The 18,493-nt window shown below is 60.8% G+C and carries 15 protein-coding genes; 9 read left to right on the forward strand and 6 right to left on the reverse strand.

Translation table 11 applies throughout. The features are described 5' to 3' along the window. Positions 1-23: 23 nt before the first annotated feature. The 8 genes from V6F91_RS25050 (at position 24) to V6F91_RS25085 (ending at position 9,647) form a co-directional block, all read left to right on the forward strand. The gene (locus V6F91_RS25050) at positions 24-746 is read left to right on the forward strand and encodes a response regulator transcription factor (RefSeq protein ID WP_332769219.1); all 723 of its coding nucleotides are present in this window, start codon (positions 24-26) and stop codon (positions 744-746) included. After that, positions 733-2,157, forward strand: coding sequence for a sensor histidine kinase (locus V6F91_RS25055; RefSeq protein ID WP_332769221.1), 1,425 nt, complete (start codon positions 733-735; stop codon positions 2,155-2,157). The genes V6F91_RS25050 and V6F91_RS25055 overlap by 14 nt, the downstream gene beginning before the upstream one ends. A gap of 184 nt (positions 2,158-2,341) precedes the next feature. Further along, complete coding sequence (locus V6F91_RS25060) at positions 2,342-3,439, forward strand: PDDEXK nuclease domain-containing protein (RefSeq protein WP_332769223.1); 1,098 nt, start codon at positions 2,342-2,344, stop codon at positions 3,437-3,439. Positions 3,440-3,474: 35 nt separating this feature from the next. After that, entirely contained in the window at positions 3,475-4,377 is a 903-nt protein-coding gene (gene cysM / locus V6F91_RS25065) for a cysteine synthase CysM (protein WP_332769272.1), read from the forward strand. Continuing rightward, positions 4,377-5,753 (forward strand): 23S rRNA (uracil(1939)-C(5))-methyltransferase RlmD, encoded by a 1,377-nt coding sequence (gene rlmD, locus V6F91_RS25070; protein WP_332769225.1) that lies wholly within the window; start codon positions 4,377-4,379, stop codon positions 5,751-5,753. The genes cysM and rlmD overlap by 1 nt, the downstream gene beginning before the upstream one ends. A 101-nt stretch (positions 5,754-5,854) precedes the next feature. After that, positions 5,855-8,098, forward strand: a complete 2,244-nt coding sequence (gene relA, locus V6F91_RS25075) for a GTP diphosphokinase (protein WP_090285304.1) — start codon at positions 5,855-5,857, stop codon at positions 8,096-8,098. 147 nt (positions 8,099-8,245) lie between these two features. Beyond that, positions 8,246-9,079 (forward strand): nucleoside triphosphate pyrophosphohydrolase, encoded by an 834-nt coding sequence (gene mazG / locus V6F91_RS25080; protein WP_332769275.1) that lies wholly within the window; start codon positions 8,246-8,248, stop codon positions 9,077-9,079. 25 nt (positions 9,080-9,104) lie between these two features. Further along, entirely contained in the window at positions 9,105-9,647 is a 543-nt protein-coding gene (locus V6F91_RS25085; RefSeq protein ID WP_332769227.1) for a DUF2058 domain-containing protein, read from the forward strand. Between the two features lie 68 nt (positions 9,648-9,715). Here V6F91_RS25085 and V6F91_RS25090 read toward each other — a convergent pair whose 3' ends face one another. The 6 genes from V6F91_RS25090 to V6F91_RS25115 form a co-directional block, all read right to left on the reverse strand. Then, positions 9,716-9,904 (reverse strand): hypothetical protein, encoded by a 189-nt coding sequence (locus V6F91_RS25090; RefSeq protein ID WP_093099317.1) that lies wholly within the window; start codon positions 9,902-9,904, stop codon positions 9,716-9,718. Between the two features lie 394 nt (positions 9,905-10,298). Next, positions 10,299-11,519, reverse strand: coding sequence for a beta-ketoacyl-ACP synthase I (gene fabB / locus V6F91_RS25095; RefSeq protein WP_007957797.1), 1,221 nt, complete (start codon positions 11,517-11,519; stop codon positions 10,299-10,301). 11 nt (positions 11,520-11,530) lie between these two features. Continuing rightward, a complete protein-coding gene (fabA, locus tag V6F91_RS25100; RefSeq protein WP_003227150.1) occupies positions 11,531-12,046 on the reverse strand; it encodes a 3-hydroxyacyl-[acyl-carrier-protein] dehydratase FabA in 516 nt (171 codons plus the stop codon). A gap of 247 nt (positions 12,047-12,293) precedes the next feature. Then, a complete protein-coding gene (locus tag V6F91_RS25105; protein ID WP_332769231.1) occupies positions 12,294-14,198 on the reverse strand; it encodes an ATP-binding protein in 1,905 nt (634 codons plus the stop codon). Beyond that, entirely contained in the window at positions 14,195-15,127 is a 933-nt protein-coding gene (locus tag V6F91_RS25110; protein WP_332769233.1) for an ABC transporter substrate-binding protein, read from the reverse strand. Before V6F91_RS25110 ends, V6F91_RS25105 begins: the two co-directional genes overlap by 4 nt. A gap of 1 nt (position 15,128) precedes the next feature. After that, positions 15,129-17,252 (reverse strand): TonB-dependent receptor plug domain-containing protein, encoded by a 2,124-nt coding sequence (locus tag V6F91_RS25115; RefSeq protein ID WP_332769235.1) that lies wholly within the window; start codon positions 17,250-17,252, stop codon positions 15,129-15,131. Positions 17,253-17,448: 196 nt separating this feature from the next. On the opposite strand from V6F91_RS25115, the gene V6F91_RS25120 reads away from it, so the two are divergent. After that, positions 17,449-18,474 (forward strand): NAD(P)H-dependent glycerol-3-phosphate dehydrogenase, encoded by a 1,026-nt coding sequence (locus V6F91_RS25120; protein ID WP_090285290.1) that lies wholly within the window; start codon positions 17,449-17,451, stop codon positions 18,472-18,474. Positions 18,475-18,493: the final 19 nt, after the last annotated feature.

Genomic DNA, 18,493 nt, shown 5'->3' on the forward strand with positions numbered 1-18,493 from the left:
CTGAGAATTACTTGCAGATACTCATGACTCCTGTTTCCGTTGGCCAGCCACGCATTCTTTCCATCGAAGACGATCCGGTACTCGGTGCCTATGTGCATGAACATCTGGGCCGCAGCGGCTTTCAGGTGACCTGGTGCCAGAATGGCGAGGAAGGCCTGAGCATCGCCCAGCGCCAACCGTTCGACGTGGTGCTGATGGACATTCTTTTGCCCGGCTTGGACGGCTTGAAGCTGCTGACGCAATTGCGCCAGAGCCATTCGACGCCGGTGCTGTTGATGTCGGCCCTCGGCGCTGAAGCCGATCGCATCAGCGGCTTTCGTCTCGGCGCCGATGACTATTTACCCAAGCCGTTCAGCATGGCCGAATTGCATGTGCGCATCGAAGCGATCCTGCGCCGCGTCGCCCTCGATCGTCGTCCGGCGACGGCTGCGCTGCCAGCGGCAAGCGGTGCGCTGCGTTTCGACGATGAGCAATGCGAGGTGTTTTTCCGCGAGCAGGCCGCCGGGCTGACCCGTAGCGAGTTCCGCTTGCTCGACACCCTCAACCGCAACGACGAGGAGGTGCTGAGCAAAGCCTTCCTTTATCAGCATGTGCTGCAACGCGGCTATGCCGCCCACGACCGCAGCCTCGACATGCACATCAGCCAGATCCGCCGCAAACTCAAGGCCATCGGTTATACCGAGCGCGAAGTGCGCACCGTTTGGGGCAAGGGTTACGTATTGAGTGGCGCCGATGAAACGCTCTGAGCTGCCGGGGCGGCATTCGCTGTTCTGGAAACTGGCTCTGCTGCTGGTGGCGTTCTGTCTGTTGATGATCTGGCTGAGCTGGTCGTGGGGTCGCTACATGGAGGAGCGCAATCAGTTCCTCTCCGACGAAGCGCGCGGCACGCTCAGTCGCTATGCCGCCCAAGCGGAGCAGGCGTGGCAACACGGCGGGCGCAATGGCGTGGATGACTGGCTGCAAAGCATGGAATTGCGCGAGGCCAGTTGGGTTGGCGTGATTGGTGGCAATTTGCAGTCGCTGAGCAGCGAGCCGCTGAACGAGGCGGAAGTGCAGCACCTGACCTTTCTGCGCGGCCTCGACTGGCCTATCCACAAAAAGGGCCGGCCGTGGCTGCGTGTGCCGTTTCCCAACGAGCCGTCGGCTGGCATCCTCGTCATCGAATTGCCGGAGCGCTTCGTGCCGGGCAAGTACCGGGTGTTCTGGCGCGTCATCACCAATGGCGTGATTCCCGGTCTGTTCACCTTGTTGCTGTGCGTGGGCCTGTACCGCTTGCTGGTGGTGCCCCTGAATAACCTGCGCGAACAGGCCAACGCCTGGCGCGCCGACCAATTGAATGTGCGCCTGTCGAGTGGCATGACCCAGCGCCCCGACGAACTCGGTGACCTGGCCCGCGCATTCGATTCGATGTCCGAACGCCTGCAAACCACCGTTGCCCTGCAACAACAATTACTGCGCGATTTGTCTCATGAATTGCGCACACCGCTCAGCCGCCTGCGCGTCGCCAGTGAAGGTGAACAAGGGCTGCCGCAGTTGCGCGAACGCATCGGTCGCGAGGTCGACGGCATGCAGCGGCTGGTCGAAGACACTTTGCAGCTGGCCTGGCTTGACACTGACCGCACGCCACTGCCCGACGAAGCGATCCAGATTCAGGCCCTCTGGGAAATGCTCACGGACAACGCCTGTTATGAGAGCGGCTGGCCGAGCTTGCAATTGCAATGTTCGGTCGATGCGTCGTGCTGGGTCCGTGGCCATCTGAATACCCTGGCGCAGGCGCTGGAGAATATTCTGCGCAATGCCATTCGGCACTCGCCCGAGGGCGGCATCGTCCGGCTCGCTGGCCGGCGTGATGGCGATTATTGGCATTTGTGGCTGGAGGATCAGGGCGGCGGCGTGGCTGAAGCGGATCTGGAGCGAATCTTTTCGCCGTTCATCCGATTGGACGGATCGAGACCCGGGGATGGCGGGTTTGGTTTGGGCTTGAGCATTGCGCGCAATGCGGTGCAGCGGCAGGGCGGAAGTATTTGGGCGCAGAACAGCGGGGCGGGGTTGCGGTTGAATTTGCGCTTGCTGGCGGATGATGGTGTCGCCAGTTCTGACGCCTTCGCGAGCAGGCTCGCTCCCACAGTGGAACTCGGGTCGCCTCAGGTTGTGTGAACAACATAATTCTTTTGTAGGAGTGAGCCCGCTCGCGATGTAGTCCATCCATAGCTTCAATACCGCTGGGTTGACAGAGCGCTCTCCTTTTTCTGTGTGACATTTCCCAAGCGGCACCAGCGGTCATTTCAGGCTTCCTGAACGGTTTAGGCTCGTGCTTCACCTAACCTTCAAGGAATTGCGCATGAATGCATCCAGCCTAACCGGCAGCTCAGATGGCGATCGTTTCAATGAAGTGCTCGCGCTGATTCACAGTTCCAGACACAAGGCCATGCAGGCGGTCAATACTCAGATGATCGAGCTTTATTGGCAGGTAGGGGCGCATATCAGCCTCAAGATCGCGCGGGCGGAGTGGGGGGATTCGGTGGTGGGTCAATTGGCCGATCATTTGGCCCTGACACAACCAGGGTTGCGCGGTTTTACTCGTTCGAACCTGTTTCGAATGCGCCAGTTTTATGAGACTTATCACGCCGAAGAGAAAGTCGCACCACTGGTGCGACAATTATCCTGGTCGCACAATCTGGTCATCTTCAGCCAGTGCAAACGACCCGAGGAACGCGCGTTTTACGTACGAATGGCCGTTCGAGAGCAATGGTCCAGACGTGAGCTGGAGCGGCAGCTGAAAACAGCGCTGTTTGAGCGAAGCGTCACCGATCCGGCAAAAGCCTCCGCCGCACTTGAACAAGCCCACCCGGCAGCGCTCGAGATCTTCCGCGATTCCTACATGGTCGAATTTCTCGATCTGCCCTCTGCTCATTCTGAAACCGATCTGCACCAAGGGCTGCTGACACGGCTGAAGGATTTCCTCATTGAGCTGGGTCGGGACTTCTGCTTTGTCGGTTCCGAATATCCGCTGCAGGTCGGTGGTCGGGATTTCGCGCTGAACCTTTTGTTTTTCCACCGAGGACTGAATTGCCTCGTCGCTATCGAGCTGAAGGTCGGGCGTTTCGAGCCGGAGTATCTGGGCAAGCTGGATTTCTATCTGGAGGCGCTGGATCGCAATGTCCGCAAGCCTCACGAAAACCCAGCGATCGGTGTGCTGCTTTGTGCGAGCAAGGAAGACGAGGTGGTCGAGTACGCTCTCAATCGTAGCCTCTCGCCTGCGCTGATTGCGCAATATCAAACCTGTTTGCCGGATAAGCAGTTGCTGCAAGCCAAGTTGCATGAGTTTTACGCACTGGATACCGCCCATACAGAAAACACCGACTTGGGTGCGCTTATTCCCATAAACCATAAGCACCGCACTTTGCGTGATATGGCCTGCGCGGGTTTGCCGGTATGATAGGCGCCCCCGCACGTCTGGATTGCGAATACGCCATGACCCTGCAGTACCCAACCATCGCCGATTGCGTCGGCAACACGCCGCTGGTGCGTTTGCAGCGCCTGCCCGGCGCCACCAGCAACACCCTTTTGCTCAAGCTCGAAGGGAACAACCCGGCGGGTTCGGTCAAGGACCGTCCGGCGCTGTCGATGATCACCCGTGCCGAGTTGCGCGGGCAGATCCTCGCTGGCGATACGCTGATCGAGGCGACTTCCGGCAACACCGGGATTGCCCTGGCCATGGCTGCTGCGATCAAGGGTTACAAGATGATCCTGATCATGCCGGACAATTCCAGCGCCGAGCGTAAAGCGGCGATGACCGCGTATGGCGCCGAGCTGATTCTGGTCAGTCAGGAAGAAGGCATGGAAGGCGCGCGCGATCTGGCGCAGCGCATGGAGGCTGAAGGCCGCGGCAAGGTGCTCGATCAGTTCGCCAATGGTGATAATCCTGAAGCGCACTACACCACCACCGGTCCGGAGATCTGGCGCCAGACCCAGGGCAGCATCACTCATTTCGTCAGTTCGATGGGCACTACCGGCACCATCATGGGCGTTTCGCGCTACTTGAAAGAGCAGAGCGACAGCGTGCAGATCGTCGGCCTGCAACCGATGGAAGGCTCGGCCATTCCCGGCATCCGCCGTTGGCCGCAGGAATACCTGCCGAAGATCTATCAGGCCGACCGCGTCGACCGCATCGTCGACATGGCGCAAAGCGAAGCCGAAGATGTTACTCGGCGTCTGGCCCGCGAAGAAGGCATCTTCTGTGGCGTGTCCTCGGGCGGTGCGGTGGCAGCAATGCTGCGCTTGTCCAAAGAAGTTGAAAACGCGGTGATCGTCGCGATCATTTGCGACCGTGGCGACCGTTACCTGTCGACCGGCATTTTCGACGCGCCCAACTGATGGCCAAGCACGAGAGAGGCCTGCGCTTCCAGCCCACCGGCGGCAGCAAGGCCACGCAAATCCCGACCGGTAAAAAGCAGCGCTTGAACATCGAGCGCTTGGCCAATGACGGTCGCGGTATCGCGTTTTTCGAAGGCAAAACCTGGTTCGTCCTCGGCGCCCTCGCCGGCGAAGAGGTCGAGGCGCGGGTGCTTGGCGCCCACGGTAAAGTCGTCGAGGCGCGTACCGAGCGTGTGTTCAAGGCCAGCGACTTGCGTCGCCCGGCGCCGTGTACGCATGCCGGTCGTTGCGGCGGTTGCAGCGTGCAACACCTGCCCCACGACGAACAGCTCGCCCTAAAACAGCGCATGCTCGCCGAGCAATTGTCGCGCGTTGCCGGCGTTGAGCCGCAAGAATGGGCCGCTCCGCTGACCGGCCCGGAATTCGGCTATCGCCGTCGCGCGCGGATTGCGGTGCGCTGGGACATGAAGGCAAAGCAACTTGAAGTGGGTTTCCGCGCCGCCGGCAGTCAGGACATTGTCGCGATCAGCGAATGCCCGGTGCTGGTACAGCCCTTGCAACCGATCATGACCCGATTGCCGGAGATGCTGCGGCGCTTGAGCAAGCCGCAAGCGCTGGGGCATGTCGAATTGTTCAGCGGCTCGTCACTGGCCGTGCTGCTGCGGCACATGGCGCCGCTGTCCGAAGCGGACCTGACGATCCTCAAGGATTTCTGCCAGTTCCATGAGGCGCAATTGTGGCTGCATGGCGAAGGCGAGCCGCAACCGGTCGACGCCAGCCAGGCGCTGGGCTATCGGCTGGAACAATGGAACCTCGATCTGGCCTATCGCCCCGGCGACTTCGTTCAAGTCAATGCCGGCGTCAACGAAGCGATGGTCGCCCAGGCGCTGGACTGGCTGAGGCCGAGGCCGGAGGAACGCGTACTGGACCTGTTTTGCGGTCTCGGCAACTTCGCGTTGCCGTTGGCCCAAAGCGTGCGTGAAGTGGTAGCGGTCGAAGGCGTGCAGACCATGGTCGAGCGCGCCGCAGCGAACGCCGCCAGTAACAATTTGCATAACACAAAGTTTTTTCAAGCCGATTTATCCCAGCCTTTGAACGATGCCCAGTGGATCGGAAACGGCTTTTCTGCGGTACTCTTGGACCCACCCCGTGACGGTGCTTTCGAGGTGGTGCGCAAGCTGGCGAGCCTGGGTGCCAAACGGCTGGTGTATGTGTCGTGCAACCCTGCAACTCTGGCGCGCGACACGGTCGAATTGATCAAGCAGGGCTACCGGTTAAAACGTGCCGGGATTCTCGATATGTTTCCTCAGACGGCACATGTCGAGGCCATGGCGTTATTTGAAGCGAGCCAGGACGGCTCGTCTGAATCCGTCTGATCTGTCCGTGCCGCGCTCGCCTGAGCCCCGCGAGCGCAACCGGGCGATGAGGATCAGCGATTTGACGCATTGAATCTGCGTCGTAGGGAAGGTAAAGCGACATGGTACAGGTGAGAGCACACCAGCCGATCAACACCGACGGCAGTATCAATCTCGAGGCTTGGCTCGATCACGCGGTCAGTGTCGATCTGGCACTGGATCGCGAAGCCTTGAAGGAAGCCTGCGAGTTCGCTCGCGAGGCGGAGCAGCAATCCAACGCGAAAAAGAATCTGTGGGCCGAGGGCTCCGGCAGTTTCAGCACCGGGCTTGAAATCGCCGAGATTCTCGCCGACCTCAAGCTCGATCAGGATTCGCTGGTCGCTGCGGTGCTGTATCGCGGCGTACGCGAGGGCCAGATCGAACTCGCCGCCGTCGGCCAGCGCTTCGGCCCGGTGGTGGCCAAACTGATCGACGGCGTGCAGCGCATGGCCGCCATCAGCGCCAGCCTCAGCCCGCGCCAGTCGATGGTGATGGGCACGCAAGGGCAGGTAGAGAACCTGCGCAAGATGCTGGTGGCCATGGTCGATGACGTGCGCGTCGCGCTGATCAAACTGGCCGAACGCACCTGCGCGATCCGTGCGGTGAAAACCGCCGACGACGAAAAACGTAACCGCGTCGCCCGCGAAGTCTTCGACATCTATGCGCCGCTCGCGCACCGCCTCGGCATCGGCCATATCAAGTGGGAACTGGAGGATTTGTCCTTCCGTTACCTCGAGCCCGATCAATACAAACAGATCGCCAAGTTGCTCCACGAGCGGCGGCTGGACCGCGAGCGTTTCATCGCTGACGTGATGACCCAGCTCAAGGACGAATTGCAGGCCACCGGTGTCGAGGCCGACATCAGCGGGCGGGCCAAACACATCTATTCGATCTGGCGCAAAATGCAGCGCAAGGGTCTGGAATTCAGCCAGATCTACGACGTGCGCGCAGTGCGCGTGCTGGTTCCGGAAATGCGCGACTGCTACACCGCGCTGGGCATCGTTCACACCTTGTGGCGGCATATCCCGAAAGAATTCGACGACTACATCGCCAACCCGAAAGAGAACGGCTATCGCTCGCTGCACACCGCGGTAATCGGCCCGGAAGGCAAGGTTCTCGAAGTGCAGATCCGTACGCACTCGATGCACGAAGAGGCCGAACTCGGCGTCTGCGCGCACTGGCGCTACAAGGGCACCGACGTCAAATCCGGCTCCAACCACTACGAAGAGAAAATTTCCTGGTTGCGTCAGGTGCTCGAGTGGCACGAGGAATTGGGCGATATCGGTGGTCTGGCGGAACAGCTGCGCGTCGATATCGAGCCGGACCGGGTCTACATCTTTACCCCCGACGGCCACGCCATCGACTTGCCCAAAGGCGCGACGCCGCTGGACTTCGCCTATCGCGTGCACACCGAGATCGGCCACAACTGCCGTGGCGCGAAGATCAACGGGCGCATCGTCCCGCTCAACTACAGCCTGCAGACCGGTGAGCAGGTCGAGATCATCACCAGCAAGCACGGCACGCCGAGCCGCGACTGGCTGAACTCGAACCTCGGTTACGTCACCACCTCGCGGGCGCGGGCGAAGATCGTGCACTGGTTCAAGCTGCAGGCGCGCGACCAGAACGTCGCAGCCGGCAAGACCCTGATCGAGCGCGAACTGACGCGCCTCGGCCTGCCAGCGGTGGACTTCGACAAGCTGGCCGACAAGGCCAACATGAAAACCGCCGAAGACATGTTCGCCGCCCTCGGTGCCGGCGACCTGCGCCTGGCGCAACTGGTCAATCTCGCGCAGCAACTGGTCGAACCGGAACGCGGCAACGAACAGCTGGAACTGATTCCGCGCAAGGCCACCGGCTACAAGCCGGGCAAACGCGGCGACATTCAGATCCAGGGCGTCGGCAACCTGATGACGCAGATGGCTGGCTGCTGCCAGCCGCTGCCGGGCGATGCGATCGTCGGCTACATCACCCAAGGGCGTGGCGTGAGCATTCACCGTCAGGACTGCGCCTCGGTGCTGCAACTGGGCGGGCGCGAGCCGGAGCGGATCATTCAGGTCAGCTGGGGGCCGGTGCCGGTACTCACCTACCCGGTGGACATCGTCATCCGCGCCTACGACCGTTCCGGTCTGTTGCGTGACGTCTCCCAGGTGCTGCTCAACGAGCGCATCAACGTGCTGGCGGTCAACACCCGCTCGAACAAGGAAGACAACACTGCGCTGATGTCGCTGACCATCGAGATCCCGGGGCTGGACGCGCTTGGGCGCTTGCTGGGGCGGATTTCGCAATTGCCGAACATCATCGAAACGCGGCGTAATCGTACGCCTTGAAGATCGACGATTTCGAATGTGAACGCCGATCCAATGTGGGAGCGAGCTTGCTCGCGAAGACGGTATCGCATCCAGCATCGATGTGATTGAAAGTTCGTCTTCGCGAGCAAGCTCGCTCCCACAGGGATCAATGTAGTGAGTGAAATGATGTACAGCCTTGAAGACCTGCTCCACCTGATGTCCCGCCTGCGCGATCCGCAGTTCGGTTGCCCGTGGGACATCAAGCAGACTTACGCGACTATCGTCCCGCACACCCTCGAAGAAGCCTACGAAGTGGCCGACGCCATCGAGCGTGGCGACTTCGATCACTTGCAGGGCGAACTCGGCGATCTGTTGTTCCAGGTGGTGTATTACAGCCAGTTGGCCAAGGAAGAAGGGCGCTTCGAATTCGCCGGAGTGATCGACAGCATCACCCGCAAGCTGATCCGCCGCCATCCGCACGTATTCCCCACCGGCGATCTGTACGCGCCGCTCGACGTACCACGTTTGAGCGAAGAACAGGTCAAGCAGCGCTGGGAAGAAATCAAGGCTGAGGAACGCGCCGAGAAATCCGCAGCGCCCGAGCAACTGTCACTGCTCGACGATGTGCCGTCCGCGCTGCCAGCATTGTCGCGTTCGGCGAAGTTGCAAAAGCGCGCCGCGCAGGTCGGATTCGACTGGCCGGACGCCTTGCCGGTGCTCGACAAGGTGCGTGAAGAGCTCGACGAAGTGCTCGAAGCCATGTCCGAAAACGATCCCGTGGCAGTGGCTGACGAGATCGGCGACCTGCTGTTTTCCGTGGTCAATCTGGCCCGACATCTGAAGGTCGATCCGGAAACCGCATTACGTGGCGCCAACGGCAAGTTTGAAAGACGTTTCCGTTTTATCGAACAGGCATTGCGCGACACCCACCGTCCCATGGAAGATTGCACCCTCGAAGAGTTGGACGCCCTCTGGGGCGAAGCCAAACGTCAGGAAAAGAATGTGCCCGGCTGCGGCTGAGCCACTGCCCAAGTGAGTAAGCACCATGAGTATTTCCCTTCGCGACCAGTTGCTCAAAGCAGGCCTGGTCAACCAAAAGCAGGCCAAGCAGGTCAGCAAGGACAAGCAGAAGCAGCAGCGCCTGGCTCACAAGGGTCAGATCGAACTGGATGACTCGCAGCAGCGCGCCGCTCAGGAAGCCATGGCCGAGAAGGTCAAGCGCGACCAGGAGTTGAACCGTCAGGCGAAAGAGAAGGCCGAAGCCAAGGCGCGTGCCGCGCAGGTCAAGCAGTTGATTGAAGTCTCGCGTCTGCCGAAGCTGACCACCGAGGACTACTACAACTTCGTTGATGACAAGAAGGTCAAGCGTATTTCGGTCAACACGCTGATGCGCAACAAGCTCAGCAGCGGTTCGCTGGCAATCGTTCATCATAACGGCGGCTACGAAGTGATCCCGCGTGAAGCGGCGCTGAAGATCCAGGAGCGCGACCCGCAGCGCATCGTCCAGCTCAACGTCAAGACCGAGGAGGTCAGCGTCGAGGACGATCCGTACGCCGCGTATCAGATCCCGGATGACCTGATGTGGTAATCCGCTGAAGGCCACAACGACAAACCCCGCTCATGGCGGGGTTTGTCGTTTTCAATGCTGTGGTTGCTTCAGGAGGAGCGGGCGTCGCGTTGCTGCTCTTGTACTTCGAGTTCGGCCTTGTAGTTGTGAGCATCGACTTCGCTGTGGAACATCCCGACCAGCAAGTCTTGTTGATGCACATCCCAGATGCGAATACCGGCGGCTACGCCTTCGTGGGACATGTGTGAATCGTCGCGTTCAGTTACTTTTACAGTCATCTGCTAGCTCCAAATCTCAGGTTGTCTGCAGCAAGGCCTGTGCAGGACTCTGTTATAGGATTTGTTAGCCGGCTAAGTAAACGGCCGATTCGCGCAAGGTGTTGTTGCGTATTTTGCAACAGTGCTGCAGCCCGCGTAATCCGCGACATTCGGTCGCAGGGCGTTTGGTTTCATGACAAACGTTTCATTTTCAGACACTCAAGACTCCGCTTTGTGGGAGCGAGCCTGCTCGCGAATACGGTAGGCCAGTCAACAAATAACTGGCAGTTGAACCGCTTTCGCGAGCAGGCTCGCTCCCACAGGGATCAGCGGTGTTCCGGCTAATTCCTGTAGACGAAAAAAAAACGCCCCGAACCGGTCGGGGCGTTTTCATGTACGGCTCAGCAGCGGGAAATTACTTGCCTTCCCAGCGCTTGAGCACCAGCGTGGCGTTGGTGCCGCCGAAACCGAAGCTGTTGCTCATCACGGTGTTGATGGTGGCGTTTTCGCGGGTCTTGGTCAGCACCGGCAGATCGGCCACTTCTGGGTCCAGCTCGTCGATGTTGGCGGAGCCGGCAATGAAGTTGCCTTCCATCATCAGCATGCAGTAGATCGCTTCGTGAACGCCGGCAGCGCCCAGGGAGTGACCGGACAGGCTCTTGGTCGAACTGATCGCCGGAGCCTTGTCGCCGAACACTTCACGCACACCTTTCATTTCCGCAACGTCACCGACCGGAGTCGAGGTGCCGTGGGTGTTGAGGTAGTCGATTGGCGTGTCGACGGTGGACAGCGCCTGCTGCATGCAGCGGATCGCGCCTTCGCCACTTGGGGCAACCATGTCGTAGCCGTCGGAGGTCGCGCCGTAGCCGACGATTTCCGCGTAGATTTTTGCGCCGCGGGCCAGAGCATGTTCCAGCTCTTCGACCACGACCATACCGCCACCGCCAGCGATGACGAAACCGTCACGGTCGGCGTCGTAGGCACGGGAGGCCTGTTCTGGCGTGTCGTTACGCTTGCTGGACAGCGCGCCCATGGCGTCGAACAGGAACGACTGGCTCCAGTGCTCTTCTTCACCGCCGCCGGCGAAGACGATGTCCTGCTTGCCCATCTGGATCTGTTCCATGGCGGTACCGATGCAGTGAGCACTGGTGGCGCAGGCAGAAGCGATGGAGTAGTTCAGGCCCTTGATCTTGAACGGGGTGGCCAGGCAAGCGGAAACGGTGCTGCTCATGGTCCGCGTCACGCGGTACGGGCCGACGCGCTTCACGCCTTTCTCGCGCAGGATGTCCAGCGCTTCCATCTGGTTCAGCGTGGAGGCGCCACCGGAACCGGCGATCAGGCCAGTGCGCGGGTTGGACACTTGCTCTTCGGTCAGGCCGGAGTCAGCAATAGCGTCTTTCATGGCCAGGTAGGCGTAAGCCGCTGCGTGACCGACGAAGCGATAGATCTTGCGATCGATCAGCTCTTCAAGGTTGAGGTCGATGGAGCCGGAAACCTGGCTACGCAGACCCATTTCGGCGTATTCCGGGTTGAACCGGATGCCAGGGCGGCTTGCACGCAGGTTAGCGGAGACGGTCTCTTTGTCATTGCCCAGGCACGAAACGATGCCCAGACCAGTGATAACGACGCGGCGCATGCGAATAACCCTTAGAAGTTGTCAGTGGAGGTGAACACGCCGACGCGAAGGCCTTCGGCGGTGTAGATTTCGCGACCGTCGACAGTCACCGAACCATCGGCGATGGCCAGGTTCAGCTTGCCTTTGAGGACGCGTTTGATATGAATGTTGTAGGTGACTTTCTTGGCGGTCGGCAGGACCTGGCCGAAGAATTTCACTTCGCCCGAACCCAGCGCACGGCCGCGGCCCGGCAGGCCTTGCCAGCCGAGGAAGAAGCCGACCAGTTGCCACATGGCATCCAGACCCAGGCAGCCCGGCATTACCGGATCGCCTTCGAAGTGGCACGCGAAGAACCACAGGTCAGGGTTGATATCCAGCTCGGCGACCAATTCACCTTTGCCGTACTTGCCGCCTTCTTCGCTGATCAGGGTGATGCGATCCACCATCAGCATGTTCGGGGCGGGCAGTTGCGCGTTACCTGGGCCAAACAGCTCACCGCGACTGCAGCGCAGCAGATCTTCCCGAGTAAAGGCGTTTTGTTTGGTCATGCGAGCTCCTCAATAATCCCATGCGGCAGGTGGGGCAAATCTTCCCGACCGTTCGAAGCGTTCATGCCTCGAACCGGCAGCCTACTCATAGACTATTGCGTTGTGGTGAAAGTCACAGCACCAAGGACATGAATGTACACTTGTGCACTGAAATTTTTATTCAAGCCCCTTTTGGGGCTCGTTCGGGTGCCTAAGACTGCCGCACTTTCGCTTTTCACGCCAGTCGCAGATGGTCGAAAGGCCCACGTTACGACACCCAGCGCTGCAGAATCTGCTGCAGATCATTACGTTTGAACGGCTTCGCCAGATAATCGTTCATCCCCGCCGACAGGCAGGTTTCGCGGTCGCCCTGCAAGGCGTTGGCGGTCAGGGCGATGATCGGCACCTCGCTACGTCCGGGCAGGCGGCGGATCTGCCGCGTGGCCTCGTAGCCGTCGATGATCGGCAAGCGGCAATCCATCAGAATCACTTCGAAAGCGCCGCCCTCGGCACTGCGCACGGCTTGCGCGCCATCGGTGGCAACGCTGACCGCAAAGCCCAGACTACGCAGCATCGCTTCGATCACCGTCTGGTTCACCGGGTTGTCTTCGACCAGCAGCACATGGCGGCCTTCGCCGTGTTGCTTGCCGTTGAGCGCTCGCGGCGCGGCCAGCGGCGGCAAGGCCTGTTTGTACAGCGCCAAGGGAATTTCCAGGGTGAACACCGAGCCGCGACCTTCCTCGCTTTGCGCGCGCAGCGTGCCGCCCATGCGCTCGGCCAAAGTGCGGGCGATCGGCAAGCCGAGCCCGGTGCCGCCGTAACGCCGCGAGATCGAGCTGTCGGCCTGCTGAAAAGCGTTGAACATCAACTCCAGACTTTCCGAGGAGATACCGATGCCGCTGTCGCGCACCGAGCAGGTGAACCACAGCAGTTCGTGATCCAGCGATTGCCACTGCGCCTCGATGCTGACGCGGCCCTGTTCGGTGAACTTCAGTGCGTTGCCGACCAGATTGACCAGAATCTGCCGGATCCGCGTCGGATCGCCCTGCACCTGAAGGCCGCGCAGGTCATCGGGGATGCGCAGGTTCAAGGCCAGGCCGCGTTGGGCTGCGCTGTGCTGGAACGACTGCGCGCAGGCGCCGATCAGTTCGGCTAGGTTGAACGGAATGTGCTCAAGCTCCAGTTCCGAACGTTCGATGCGCGAGAAATCGAGAATGTCATTGATCACCTTCAGCAGGTGTTCGGTGGACTCCGAGGCGAGGGCGGCGTATTCGATCTGCTCCTCAGTCATCTCGGTGGTTTCGAGCAATTGCAGCATGCCCAGTACGCCGTTCATGGGCGTGCGCAGTTCATGGCTCATCATCGCCAGAAAGTCGGATTTGGCGTTGTTGGCCTTTTCTGCCTCTTCGCGGGTCTGGATCAGCTGCGCCATCGCCTGATGCTGCTCGCGGCTGGCTTGTTCCAGCGCCTGGGCGAGGTTGTTGATGTGTTGCGACAGGGCGCCGAGTTCGGTGTCGTCGACAATCGGCAGCGGGGCCTTGTAATCGCCGTCCTGAATCGCCTTGACCGCATCACCGATTTCACGGATCGGCTGCGACAGACTACCGGCCAGGCGCCGCGCCAGAACAAAGGTAAAGAGCAGGGCGAACAACGCGAGAATGGCAGCCTTGAGGAGGATTTCCTGCTGGCGCTGGCTGAAGGCATCGTTGGACAGACCAACGATCACCCGCCCCAGATAATCCTCGCCGGTCCCGCCATTGCTGGCTTTGCCGTCCTGGAAAAAGTCATTGTGCAGAGCGATGCGTTGCAGGCGCACCGGTGCCTGGAACACTTCGACCTGATGCGGGCGGCGGTGCGCATCGGCCGGTTGCTCGACGTAGACCAGAATCCGGTTGGCGCTGTCCTGGACCTCAAGAAAACGCACGTTGGGCGTAGCGAGCGTGGCTTTTAGCAGACTTTCCAGCACTTCGTTATTGCCGGAAATCACCCCGTATTCCGTGGCGGGCGCCAGTTGGTTGGCAATCAACTGCCCGGTGTGAGTCAGCTCCTGACGCAGATCCTGAATGCGTACAAAGGTAAAGAAGCTGATCAACAGCAAGGTCAGCAACAGCGCCGGGCCCAGGCTGATCAACTGGGTGCGGGTGTTGATGTCCCAACGGCGACGGAAATTCATGGACGGCGCTCTCCTTCGGCCAGCAGGCTGGCGACAGACACATCATCGGGCGGTTCGATACCCAGAGAACGAGCCACCTGCGCATTACTTGAGACTTTAAAAGGTTTGGGATAGAGCGCTCGCGGCCAACTGGCCGGTGGCTGGTCGAGCAATCGGTCGAGCAGGCTCAGCCAATCGTGCTGATCGCTATAGGTGCTGGCGAGGCTGCCGGCGCGGACGAAGGCGATGTTGGGGCCGACCAGTGCCATCTGCCGCGAGTAGCTGCTGAGCAAAAGGTTTTTCGCGGTTTTCGGGCTATACAGGTCGGGATCGTCGAGGCCGAGCAGCACATCGCTGTTCTTCAGCACCGCTTGCAACGGGCGGCTGTCGTGAATGTCGTCCCAGCGCTGGCTGAAAACCTGCAGGCCCAACGGTTCGGCGGCGAGGATGAGTTCCTTGAGCAAGAATTCGCTGTGCTCGCCGAACAGCACTCCCACGCGCCGCGCCTGCGGCAGAATTTGCCGGATCAATTGCAATTGCCGGCTCAACGGCGGATCACTCCAGAGCAGGCTCAAATGTGCCGGCTGATTTGCGCCCAAGCGTTGCCGCGCCTGCAAGCGGCTGATGCGCAACACCAGCGTCGCCGGGCCCTGGGGTTCTTGCAGGCGCCAGTCCAGGCTCGGCAAGTCCAGCAGAATCAAGCGCAGGCTGGCCGGCAATTTGCCCGGTGCCGGCAGACTGGCCAGTGGCTGGAAGCGCACGGTGTCGGTCGGGCGCAACTCGCTCAGCGCCTGGACGAAGGCTTGCACGCCGGGGCTGTCCTCGGCGCCGGTCAGCAGAATGTCGGCGGCCTGCACCGCGACCCCGTGCAGCCACGCACTGACGAACAGAAACAGTCCGGCCAGCCAGTGACTCAGGGTCGGCGTCTTCCGTGACCGGCCGTAGCGCATCCTAGAACTCCAGCTCGGCGCTGACATACATGACCCGGCGCTCGTCGTAGTTATTGTCAACGAAGGTGTTCGGTTCATGGTCGAGGCGCTGCTGCAACACGCCGGCCAGTTGCAGTTGCGCCTTGCCCAGTGGGATGCGTTTGGCGATGCGCGTGTCGACCCGCTCGAAGCGGTAGCCGTTGAGCGCGTTGTCGCCGTAATAGAAGAGGGCGCTGTTCCAGCCGTGGCCCCAATCGCGCAGCCAGCCGGCCGAGCCGCTGTTGCGCGAGGTGAATTGCTGATCCAGCGGATTGCTCGCCTCGGCATCGACGAAGGCGTAGGTGAAACGCAGACGATCGGCGCGACTCAGGCGCCAGTCGAGCTGGGTCTCTGCGCCGCGAAAACGTGAGCTGTTGGCATTGCTGGCAATGTATTGGTTGTTGCGCAGCGGCTCGCTGATCATCCCGGTGATTTCGTCGTAGAACAGCTTGACGTCGAGCGCCAGGCCGAGTTCTGCGAAATAACCGTTGTAGCCCAACTCTCGCGAGCGCATGTGCTCTTGATCGAGATCACCGGGTCCACGGGTTTTCACGAAGTAGCGTGCCGAAGACTGTCCATAAGCCGAGGGCCGCAGGTTGCTGACCTGATAGCTCCAATTGACATTGTTCTCAAACATGTCCGGCGAGCGGATCGCCTCCGAGTACACCGCGCGCAGACTGTGCCGCGGGTTGATCAGGTAATTCACGGCGAAGCGCGGGGTCAGCGAATTGCCGATCAGGCGGGTGTCTTCGAACATCGCACCGCCCTGTAACAGCCAGTGTTCGGTCGCGCGCCATTCCAGTTGGCCGAACGCGCGCCAGGTGGTGTCGTCGAGCGTGCCGTTGAAATAGGTTTCGGAGTCGGCGCGGTCGTAACGGTAGTTCAGGCCGCTGACCAGGCGCAGGCTGTCGGACAGGCTGAGGGTGTCTTGCAGTTCGAGGTCATAGCGCGACTCGCGCGCGCTCTGGTCGATGTCACCGCACAGGGTTCGGCTCGCGCCGTTGCGCCACTGCTCGAGTACCTGATTGGCCAGGGCCATTTCCTGTGGGGTGCCAGGTGCCGCGCCGGGGCCGGTGAACCGGGTGATGTTGCGCGCCAGCCGCTCGGTGTAATTGGGGTTGAGTTGCCACAATTGCGTCAGCTCGGGGCTGAACGACACCTCGGCATCGCAGGCGCGCCAGGTCTGCTGACGGTCCCAGTGTTGCGCCGAGCCCTGTAGATACAGGCTGTGCTGCGGGTTGATATCAAGATTCCAGCGCACCGAGCCGGCGTAATCCTTGGCTACCACGTCAGAATTGTTACCGGCGGCGGTAATCCCCGAAAACACCGGTTGGTAGGTGTAAGGCCTTTGATTGGTGCCATCCTTGGCGTTGAGTTGCCAGTCGAGGCTCTGGTCGTCGCTGAGGGTGTGACTGACGGCGAGGCTCAGGCGATTCAAGCGGCGGCTGTCGCGGTAATCGGCGCCGCTGCGATCGCTGTCGAAGCCGTCATCTTCCTGACCGGACAATGACAGGCGCAAGTCGCCGCCATTCCAGCCGCTGCCCTGGCTGGCATAAAAGTCATTGATGCCACGCTGACCTCGGGTGTACTTCAGCCGGGTGCCGTGGCTGTCTGCCGGGTGGCGGGTAATGATGTTGATCACCGCCATCAGCGCATTGGCGCCATAGCTGACGGTATTCGGGCCGCGAAAGACTTCGACGCGCTCGATATCTTCGATCGCGACCGGAATGTCGCTCCAGTCCACCGTGGCCAGCCCGGCGCGGTACACCGAGCGGCCGTCGATCAGCACCTGCATGCGCCGCGCCTCGCTGGCGTTGGTCCCGTGATAATTGACCGCAGCCTGGTTGCCGCTGATGTTGCCGACCATCATGCCCGGCACCAAACGCAGCAGCTCGCTGATGTCGCGGGCGCCGCTGGCGTTGATCAGTTCGTTGTCCAGTACGGTCATGCTGCCGGGCACTTGCGCCGGGGTTTGTTTCAGGCGCGTGGCCGTCAGCACCTGCGGCAGTGCTTCGCTGTCGACGAACAGGTCATCCGCCTGCGCGGCCGGGCAGACCAGCAGCGCCAGCAACAGGGATGAACGCGAGGGAAGAGAACCGGCAGACACGACACAGCCTTGAAAGCGAAGAATTGGCGCGCATGTTAACCGAGGGCAGCGACTTTTCCAGTCACGTTGCAGGCATTTTCCTAGGTTTTATTGGTCTTCTTCCTACAAGTGTCGGTAATTGTTGCTGGGGCTGGCCGCGACCGGGTCGCCCCGTATAATGCCGCCATCGCCACTGGTATGGATTAACGGATTGCATATGACTGAACAGCGCCCGATTGCGGTCCTGGGAGGCGGAAGTTTTGGTACCGCCGTGGCCAATCTGCTGGCCGAAAACGGCCATCAAGTCCGGCAGTGGATGCGTGACCCCGAGCAGGCCGAAGCCATCCGGGTCAATCGCGAAAACCCGCGTTACCTCAAAGGCATCAAAATTCTCCCGGGAGTGACCGCAGTCACTGACCTGCAGGAAACCCTCGACGCCTGTGATTTGTGCTTTGTCGCGTTGCCCTCCAGCGCGTTGCGCACGGTACTTGCCGCCCACGCCGAGCGGTTGAGCGGCAAGATGCTGGTCAGCCTGACCAAAGGCATCGAAGCCCAGACGTTCAAGTTGATGAGCCAGATTCTCGAAGAAATCGCTCCGCAAGCGCGCATCGGCGTGTTGTCCGGGCCGAACCTGGCCCGCGAAATCGCCGAGCATGCGCTGACCGCCACGGTGGTCGCCAGCGAAGACGAAGAACTGTGCAAAGCGGTGCAGGCCGCGCTGCACGGCCGGACTTTTCGGGTGTACGCCAGCGCCGACCGTTTCGGTGTCGAACTGGGCGGGGCGTTGAAAAACGTTTACGCGATCATTGCCGGCATGGCCGTGGCGCTGGAGATGGGCGAAAACACCAAGAGCATGCTGATCACCCGCGCGCTGGCGGAAATGACCCGTTTTGCGGTAAATCAGGGCGCCAACCCGATGACGTTCCTCGGGCTTGCCGGCGTCGGCGATCTGATCGTGACCTGCTCATCGCCAAAGAGCCGCAACTACCAGGTTGGCTTTGCCCTCGGTCAGGGCTTGAGCCTGGATGAAGCGGTGTCGCGTCTGGGTGAAGTCGCCGAAGGGGTCAATACCCTGAAAGTACTCAAGGCCAAGTCGCAGGAAGTTGGCGTCTATATGCCGCTGGTCGCCGGGCTCCATGCAATCCTGTTCGAAGGCCGCACGCTGGAGCAGGTGATTGGTCTATTGATGCGCGCCGAGCCGAAAACCGACGTCGACTTTATCTCCACCAGCGGTTTCAACTGACTCAGCTGTTACACGCACA

The organism is Pseudomonas koreensis, assembly GCF_036668835.1.
In the GTDB taxonomy this organism is placed as follows: Bacteria; Pseudomonadota; Gammaproteobacteria; order Pseudomonadales; family Pseudomonadaceae; genus Aquipseudomonas; species Aquipseudomonas koreensis_I.

What these genes read in the sequence shown, in the direction of transcription:
- V6F91_RS25050 (WP_332769219.1), top strand. Translation starts at nt 24, where the DNA reads ATGACTCCTGTTTCCGTTGGCCAGCCACGCATTCTTTCCATCGAAGAC.
- V6F91_RS25055 (WP_332769221.1), top strand. Translation starts at nt 733, where the DNA reads ATGAAACGCTCTGAGCTGCCGGGGCGGCATTCGCTGTTCTGGAAACTG.
- V6F91_RS25060 (WP_332769223.1), top strand. Translation starts at nt 2,342, where the DNA reads ATGAATGCATCCAGCCTAACCGGCAGCTCAGATGGCGATCGTTTCAAT.
- cysM (WP_332769272.1), top strand. Translation starts at nt 3,475, where the DNA reads ATGACCCTGCAGTACCCAACCATCGCCGATTGCGTCGGCAACACGCCG.
- rlmD (WP_332769225.1), top strand. Translation starts at nt 4,377, where the DNA reads ATGGCCAAGCACGAGAGAGGCCTGCGCTTCCAGCCCACCGGCGGCAGC.
- relA (WP_090285304.1), top strand. Translation starts at nt 5,855, where the DNA reads ATGGTACAGGTGAGAGCACACCAGCCGATCAACACCGACGGCAGTATC.
- mazG (WP_332769275.1), top strand. Translation starts at nt 8,246, where the DNA reads ATGTACAGCCTTGAAGACCTGCTCCACCTGATGTCCCGCCTGCGCGAT.
- V6F91_RS25085 (WP_332769227.1), top strand. Translation starts at nt 9,105, where the DNA reads ATGAGTATTTCCCTTCGCGACCAGTTGCTCAAAGCAGGCCTGGTCAAC.
- V6F91_RS25090 (WP_093099317.1), bottom strand. Translation starts at nt 9,904, where the DNA reads ATGACTGTAAAAGTAACTGAACGCGACGATTCACACATGTCCCACGAA.
- fabB (WP_007957797.1), bottom strand. Translation starts at nt 11,519, where the DNA reads ATGCGCCGCGTCGTTATCACTGGTCTGGGCATCGTTTCGTGCCTGGGC.
- fabA (WP_003227150.1), bottom strand. Translation starts at nt 12,046, where the DNA reads ATGACCAAACAAAACGCCTTTACTCGGGAAGATCTGCTGCGCTGCAGT.
- V6F91_RS25105 (WP_332769231.1), bottom strand. Translation starts at nt 14,198, where the DNA reads ATGAATTTCCGTCGCCGTTGGGACATCAACACCCGCACCCAGTTGATC.
- V6F91_RS25110 (WP_332769233.1), bottom strand. Translation starts at nt 15,127, where the DNA reads ATGCGCTACGGCCGGTCACGGAAGACGCCGACCCTGAGTCACTGGCTG.
- V6F91_RS25120 (WP_090285290.1), top strand. Translation starts at nt 17,449, where the DNA reads ATGACTGAACAGCGCCCGATTGCGGTCCTGGGAGGCGGAAGTTTTGGT.